Raw genomic sequence first — 345 nt, 5'->3', positions numbered from 1 at the left:
TGATCTCAGGACTATTCACGACTGCGATCGTATCCACTTTTCTTTTAATTGATTCTGAATCCAGAAACTTTTTAAGCGCGATCGCTTCATCGAATCTGATTCTTTATAGCTCTATTTTAGTTGCCGTCGGAGGCATAGCCTACATCAGCCTGAATGCTTATATGTCTTATAGTCACATTAAGATTTTGATCAGAAGCACCAAAATACCTTTTGAGTATGCAAACCAATTAAGAGCAGCTACAACGCTCTTGTTATCAATTATTGCCACTCACAGCGTCCTTATTACTGGGTTCCAGTTATTTCCCGCAACTGATTGGGAAATAAAGCTCCCGCTAGGAATCATGG

Annotated in this window: 1 protein-coding gene; it reads left to right on the top strand. The window is 40.0% G+C overall.

Going from position 1 to position 345, the window contains the following annotated elements; translation table 11 throughout:
* The coding region (locus QWI17_RS09985) for a hypothetical protein (RefSeq protein ID WP_302722361.1) at positions 1–345 on the top strand (345 nt) is incomplete at both ends.

The organism is Gilvimarinus gilvus, from assembly GCF_030518155.1.
GTDB lineage: Bacteria > Pseudomonadota > Gammaproteobacteria > Pseudomonadales > Cellvibrionaceae > Gilvimarinus > Gilvimarinus gilvus.
This window is presented reverse-complemented; position numbering and strand designations above follow the sequence as displayed.